At 36.9% G+C, this 6,691-nt stretch carries 6 protein-coding genes; 2 read left to right on the top strand and 4 right to left on the bottom strand.

Annotation, left to right across the window (positions count from 1 at the left end; all coding sequences use genetic code 11):
- The first annotated feature begins 247 nt into the window (after window positions 1-247).
- Both ACQR30_RS10800 and ACQR30_RS10795 read left to right on the top strand, forming a co-directional pair.
- Window positions 248-571, top strand: coding sequence for a hypothetical protein (locus ACQR30_RS10800; protein ID WP_429734918.1), 324 nt, complete (start codon window positions 248-250; stop codon window positions 569-571).
- Window positions 572-618: 47 nt separating this feature from the next.
- Window positions 619-2,442, top strand: a complete 1,824-nt coding sequence (locus ACQR30_RS10795) for a DHH family phosphoesterase (protein WP_429734916.1) — start codon at window positions 619-621, stop codon at window positions 2,440-2,442.
- 321 nt (window positions 2,443-2,763) lie between these two features.
- Here the strand turns inward: ACQR30_RS10795 and ACQR30_RS10790 are convergent, their stop codons facing one another.
- From ACQR30_RS10790 to ACQR30_RS10775, 4 genes are read right to left on the bottom strand one after another with little or no spacing between them, the layout of a single operon-like run.
- Window positions 2,764-3,531: an ABC transporter permease subunit gene (locus ACQR30_RS10790; protein ID WP_429734913.1), complete on the bottom strand. Its 768-nt coding sequence runs from the start codon at window positions 3,529-3,531 to the stop codon at window positions 2,764-2,766.
- A gap of 4 nt (window positions 3,532-3,535) precedes the next feature.
- Window positions 3,536-4,246, bottom strand: a complete 711-nt coding sequence (locus ACQR30_RS10785) for an ABC transporter ATP-binding protein (RefSeq protein WP_429734911.1) — start codon at window positions 4,244-4,246, stop codon at window positions 3,536-3,538.
- A complete protein-coding gene (gene nosD, locus ACQR30_RS10780; RefSeq protein ID WP_429734909.1) occupies window positions 4,243-5,481 on the bottom strand; it encodes a nitrous oxide reductase family maturation protein NosD in 1,239 nt (412 codons plus the stop codon). The genes ACQR30_RS10785 and nosD overlap by 4 nt, the downstream gene beginning before the upstream one ends.
- A complete protein-coding gene (locus ACQR30_RS10775) occupies window positions 5,481-6,503 on the bottom strand; it encodes a nitrous oxide reductase accessory protein NosL (RefSeq protein WP_429734906.1) in 1,023 nt (340 codons plus the stop codon). Before ACQR30_RS10775 ends, nosD begins: the two co-directional genes overlap by 1 nt.
- Between the last annotated feature and the right edge of the window lie 188 nt (window positions 6,504-6,691).

Genomic DNA, 6,691 nt, shown 5'->3' with positions numbered 1-6,691 from the left:
ATAATTCGTTTATTTAGATAAAAAGAAGAATAATAAAAGACAAGTTTATCTTTTATTAGTTAGTTTTGCTTAAAATTTTTTTTACCAAATAACAAAAGACGTATGAATGATAGATTTCTTATCTTTCTAAAAAAGCAAGCTGCTTAATCCATTTGTTATGTAAATAAAAAGAGTGGGTCTTATTCTTTAGGTTGTTTATCTGCCTGGGTGGAATAAGGCGTTTATTTTATGATAAATCAATCGTCTTTTGCCATCCAAAGAATATATTGCCAAAGGCCAAATTGCTGGGAGCAAAAATGTTGGAGAACTGAATAGACTTGTAGTGAATGGAATACAGATTACCAGTTTTAATTTAACCGAAAATGATCCATTATGTATAGATACATTCAAAAGATACCTTTTACGATTTCCTCGGCACCTCACTATGCTCGGCACTGCGACTGCCATACAATTAAATCAGTTAAAGTTGACAGCTGATGTTGTCAGAATTATTCAAAGGCACTTCTGGCGCAGAGAAGAAAATGGTGTCGCCCAATTTGAAGGAATTGCTTTTCTCAACTGGTGTCGATAAAACACTTTTTCAAATTTTAACAAAGAAAATCACACACTATATTATTTATGATGAATTCCTTCCCACACAAATTTTATATCCCTGTTATGGGGGTGGCTTTTACCATTGATTCTCCTGTAAGAGTTGCACAGTATGGCATTTCGTCTGCCATTTCCATTATGGAAGACAGGCTTATCGAAATGATGCGTAGACATTATTACGCTTTCATCAATGAACCATTTACTCCCATTACGACAAAAGAAGATAATTGTCGCGAAAAAAGAATTACGGACTATTTAAATCTAATGAATAGGATCGTAAACGCACAGATAGAAAAAATAAAGAAATCTGTATTTGAAGTTGGGTCAGAGTTGGTAAAATACTTTGAGATGTTGCCCGACGACAATGAGTTAAAGCAACTATATAAAAAAATGCAAGACACCGAAGATATTGTTGAGAAGAAGAATTTAGAACAATTGCTTAAAAACAATATTACCGCCGGAAGCATTGATGTAAATATAATGACGAAAGTCGATAAAAATAATTATACAAAAGAAGGCGTTTTAATAGAGGATGGGTCCGATGCGGTGGCGGCTTTGAAGGGATTTGCAAAAAGTGAACTTAAGAATTCTTCTATTATCTTTTCTGCGGGAATGAATCCACGTTTATATAATTACCTCGAAAGATGCAGAGCTTTTGATGCAAAAGGGCTTGGGGAGTTCGAAAAGAAAATAGTGATAAAAGTAAGTGATTATCGTTCTGCTTTAGTACAAGGAAAATATCTGGCTAAGAAAGGAATATGGGTAAGTGAATTTAGAATTGAGTCCGGTTTAAACTGTGGTGGCCATGCATTTGCGACGGACGGATATTTGATGGGACCCATATTGGAAGAATTTAAAATAAAGCGGAACGAATTAATTGCTACTTTATTTGACATATACAATAAGGCTTTAGAAGCAAAATCTTTACCCACATTTAGTCAGCCTCATCCGGCAAAAATATGTGCCCAGGGTGGAATAGGAACCTATGCGGAATCTGCATTGTTGCGTAATTATTATGGCATGGATAGTATTGGCTGGGGCACTCCTTTTTTGCTGGTGCCTGAAGCCACTACAGTAGATGCGCCTACTCTTGCACTATTGCAAAAAGCAAAAAAGCCTGATCTGTTTTTAAGTAAAAACTCTCCCTTAGGCGTTCCATTTCATTATTTAAAAGGTACCAGCTCAGATCTCGAAAAAAAGAAAAGAATAGCGTTGGGAAGACCCGGTAGCCCATGTACAGAAAAACATCTGGTGAACAATACTGAATTTACTGAAGCACCCATATGCACCGCTTCCGCTCATTATCAGAAACTGAAAATAAATCAATTACAATCTCAGAATTTACCTGCGGAGCAATATGAAAGAGAGCGTCAGGCTGTATTGGATAAAGAATGTCTGTGCGTCGGATTAAGTAATTCCGCCCCTATTAAATATGTGCAACCGTTTCTGAAAAACCTTTCGGCAGTTGCTATTTGCCCCGGACCTAATATTGTCTATTTTTCAAAAGTAGTTTCACTTCAGCAAATGAGTAGCCACATCTATGGTAAAACCAATATTATAACGGATAATAGCAGGCCCCATGTTTTTATCAATGAACTCTTTATTTACATTCATTATTTAGGCGTACAAGCGACTGAAGCCGGATTGGTTATTGATCAGAAAAAACAAAAATACCTCTTGAGTTTCTATCATCAGTTACTCAGTGGTATTGATTATTATAGAAAAATTGCGCAGCCTTGTAATGGATTCTCTGAAAAAGACAGCCAAGATTTTAATAGGCATTTAGATAGTGCTTGCTCAGAATTGGATATCTTGTTTAAAGAAAGGTTGATGAAAATTGCATGTATATAAGGTCCACTTTGTTCCGATTGCGTCTGCTCAAATAATCCTCTCAAGACGCGTCCTTTAACTATTCAACCCAAATTATATATTAAGGTTGATATACACCAATTTCTAAAATATTGGAAGTTTTATCTGTATCTCATTTCAAAAGATTCTATCAATCAAAATTCCTAATGCATAGTTTGGGCTCAGGTGTACAAGCATTAACCGGGAGTCTTTTCAACCATAGGCATCGGTGGCCAAGATTGGAAACGGGTACGGGATGATAGCTGGGGAAGGCGCAAACTTCGCTACGATAAAATGTATCTGGCTATAAGATAGATTAAAAGCTTAGAGATCTTTCTTTTTAAATCTGCGTAAGGAAATTCCTAATGGTACTAAGATCCAAAGAAGCAATACAAATAGGGTAATAAGCATGCCGGATAAATTGCCAAAGAATTTTTGAAAAACGGCTCCGGTATAACCCATCAACGCTGATACATCCATTTTTAATAAGATTAAAATCCTACCCATATCTATCGGGTTCAATCCGCTTAAAATCAGCATGGGCTTTTCCATTGGGTAATCGGCAAATTGAAATAAAATAAAGAGTACCAAACCATCAAATATCAATGAGAAATAAAGCCATAACAAGACTGCGATACCTATTCCCTTCGCTTTATCTCGCGTATAGACGACGGCCAATAATGCGATGGAAACAAAAATGAGTGTAAGCATGAGGCCTACGGCCACCAATATAAAACCCGTGGCATTGGGCGCGTAAATCAGCACGGCAATGCCAATACCTACCAGAAAAGACAGGATTAAGGCAATCGCCATACCGCCATAAAGGCTTATCCAGATCTTCTTTCTTTGTAATGGCTGACTCACCAAGAGATCGATAAACTCCGTGCTATTATAGACATAGATAGTCGAAAAAATGATACATATGAGTGGAACAATGATCAAAACAATATTCATTAAACTAAGTAACCCCTTCGTGTTATTGTCTTGAAGATTAAATACCGTAAAAGAAATGGCAAGCAATAGGCAAGTATAAGCAATTACAATTTTATTCCTAAGAATATCCGCTATGACATATTTTATTATTTTCCTCATGTTTTTATTTTGATTTCATTAAGGTTGCGATTGCTTTAGAAAGTTTCTCTTCTCCGGTATCCTTACGTAGCAAATCAATGCTTTTATGGAACAATAAATTGCCATCCTGCATATAGATAACTTGTGTTACCAAATCGTCCAACTCACTCAATATATGAGAGGTGATGATAACTAGTTTGCCTCTTCTTTTTTCTAGGATAATTTTTTCTTTTAAGATTTCTGATGCCAAAGGGTCCAGCCCTGCTGTGGGTTCATCCAATATCAATACGTTGGGATTGAACAGAAAAGCCAAGGCTGCACTTACTTTTTGAGTTGTACCACCCGATAAGGTTCTCATTCGTTTATTTAATAGAGTTGGGATGTTAAAAGCATTGATTAAGTCTTCATCAAAAGGGTGATGATCTTTCGTACCTCGGATATCTTTCATCATATTCAGTATTTGACCAATACTCATATTTTCTGGATACCGACCAATCTGTGGCATATAACCAAGATGCTCTCTATACCGCCAGTCCTGCAAAATGTTTTTACCGTTGAAGGTGATAGAGCCGCTATCGGGTACAATCATACCGAGAATACATTTTGCCAATGTGGTTTTTCCACTGCCATTAGGGCCAATTAACGCGATACATTCACCCTTGCTCAAGGTGGCTGACACATTATTCAGGGCGATGAGTTTCCCGAATTTTTTAGTTGTGTTATTCACTGTAATCATATTTTCAAAGCTTTCATGTAGGGATAACGATCTACTATTTCTGGTGTAATGCCGGGTAAGATCTTCTCAATCTTATCAAAGAGTGTAGCCATAACACTTCTGAACAAAATCATTGCAGTAGGGTTTTGGGCAACAATCATGGAAAACATGCTTACGGGATGATAAGGTATATCACCTATTTTATCTTTATTAAGGTCATAGCCCTCGTATTTATCCCAATAATTATGATCAAAACAATTGACTACTAAAGTGCCATTGGTAGAGATGTCAAAAGAATTGCCTAAGAAATTATTGCGTCTAATCGTGTCATCCAGGCAACTCGCATCTACTTTTAACGCCCAACCATTTTTGCTAAATTCATTATTCTCAACGACGACCCTATTGCTTCCTTCCATCGAAATACCCATTGTATTGCGTAGAAATTTATTTCCCAGTATATAACTATCTGTGATTTCTTTTAGAAAAATGCCATAACATCCATCGCCCCAATTATCCTCAAAATAATTATTAAACATTTTTACCGTATGGGAAAACATCACCGAAACGCCGGCATTATTGCTTTGAAAAATATTGGAGATATAAGCATCATTATGCGAAAACATAAAATGTAATCCATATCTCGAATTGTTGATAGATTTATTGCGCCATATGACAGAGTTGGTGACGAATTCAAAATAGATGCCATCTCGATGACCCGTGATAGCATTACCAATGATGCGAATGCTGTCGCATTGCCAGCAATGAATACCATTACCACTTTGTTGATCGGTTTTGGCATAGGCCGTCACTTTATTGTTTTCAATGAGACATCCGGCTGACTTTTCCAGGTAGATACCAAAGAATGTTCCTTCAAGAATATTATTGGCAATCGTTACTCCTTTTCTTGTATATACTTTTATGCCGGCAATGTCTACAAGGCTTGAAATTGCGGAATGAATTAGTTTAAAACCTTTAATGGTAACATTATCGGCTTTAACGGAAATAATCTCAAATTGATGTTCCCCGTCAAGTATAGGGTAGTGGTCGCCTATCAATACAAGAGATTTATTTACGACTATATTCTTTTCTTTGTAGATACCCGGTCCTACTAAAATCGTATCTCCCTTCAAAGAAGCATTAAGTGCTGCTTGAATAATTTGGAATTGCCATCTGGCACCTACACGAAGAACATGGGCGTAGGCGACTCCATCAGTCAGAAAGAATAGACATAAAAGGATAGGGATTATTTTTTTCATTATTGAATTAATTGAGTCCATTGATATTCAATTCCCGGGTATTTACTTTTTATCAATTGCAAACGCTGTTCTTTATCGAAAGCGGCGATATTGCCATTCATGGGGCTTCTGAGTGCATCGCTCTTTAGAAAGTAAGAAGTTTTTGCCGGGATTAATGAATGGTTATCTAAAAAGTTAACGAAATAAACGGCATAACCTTTCTCATGCTTAAAGGCGGATTCGCGCATAAATGCTAGCACGCAATGTGCATCGTCGAACTTATAAATCTTTCCCTTGCTGGTAACTATCTCAGCGCCAAAGCGATTATCGTTATAGGGCATTTTGCAAAAATCACAGTGATCCTTACCAACAGTAATGGGCTCCATTGGTGGATTACAAGAGCTAGCTAACAGAAGGGAAAGTATGGGTAAAACGACACCGCCCGTTTTTATCTTTTTTGTCCAAAGTTTTTTAGACTTCCTCGTTAAGATCACAAGTGCTAACAAAATAATGCCCACTACTATAAATAGCCATCCGCCAATATCGGGTATAGAATATGCCCCGAAATTGAGTAATTGCTTATAACCTATCAGGGGCGGTTGGTAGGCCATTCCGGGAACGACAATTGCTGCATTTGGATTTAAATTATGTCCGTAATTATAATCCCATTTCCAAAAGTCGATCATCGCGGTAATGCCGAAACAAATAAATAAAAAGAAAATTATATGGAGCCATATTCTTTTTCTGATAATCGCTGTCAACAAAAGTGCTAAAACAAAAAAAATAATGATATAGGGCAGTATACTAAATTCAAAGAAGTCGGCGGTATGTAATGTTTTCATCCCTATATAATGGTTTAACCCGTTGATGATATCTACATTTCCGGCCAGTTTATTGGCATAAATGAGCAATACCAATCCTTCTGGATACTGCGGTGCAGATAGTTGAATTTGCCAGAAAGGAAAGTATAGAACGATAAAAGTCAGAAGACTACACAAAACGAGAAGCCATCGGGCATACTTCGGTAATTTATTATTTTTCATAATTTTTTATCAATTAGTATTTCAAAAGCCAAGAAGATCTTTGTGAAAAGTCAATGCTTTATTCGTTCGCAAAATCTTGCCAACGATATCATTTGTTAATCTGTCAATAGGGGTGGAGCTCCAGATGTGTCCGGCATATTAGAACCTGTGCTGAAACGAAGCGGAACCGCGCTATTCGGTGGTGAGTC

The sequence above is a fragment of the Arachidicoccus sp. genome (genome assembly GCF_050436765.1).
Taxonomy (GTDB): domain Bacteria; phylum Bacteroidota; class Bacteroidia; order Chitinophagales; family Chitinophagaceae; genus Arachidicoccus.
Note: the sequence above shows the minus strand (reverse complement) of the source record. Positions and strands in the feature narration are given on the sequence as shown.

What these genes read in the sequence shown, in the direction of transcription:
- ACQR30_RS10795 (WP_429734916.1), top strand. Translation starts at nt 619, where the DNA reads ATGATGAATTCCTTCCCACACAAATTTTATATCCCTGTTATGGGGGTG.
- ACQR30_RS10790 (WP_429734913.1), bottom strand. Translation starts at nt 3,531, where the DNA reads ATGAGGAAAATAATAAAATATGTCATAGCGGATATTCTTAGGAATAAA.
- ACQR30_RS10785 (WP_429734911.1), bottom strand. Translation starts at nt 4,246, where the DNA reads ATGATTACAGTGAATAACACAACTAAAAAATTCGGGAAACTCATCGCC.
- nosD (WP_429734909.1), bottom strand. Translation starts at nt 5,481, where the DNA reads ATGAAAAAAATAATCCCTATCCTTTTATGTCTATTCTTTCTGACTGAT.
- ACQR30_RS10775 (WP_429734906.1), bottom strand. Translation starts at nt 6,503, where the DNA reads ATGAAAAATAATAAATTACCGAAGTATGCCCGATGGCTTCTCGTTTTG.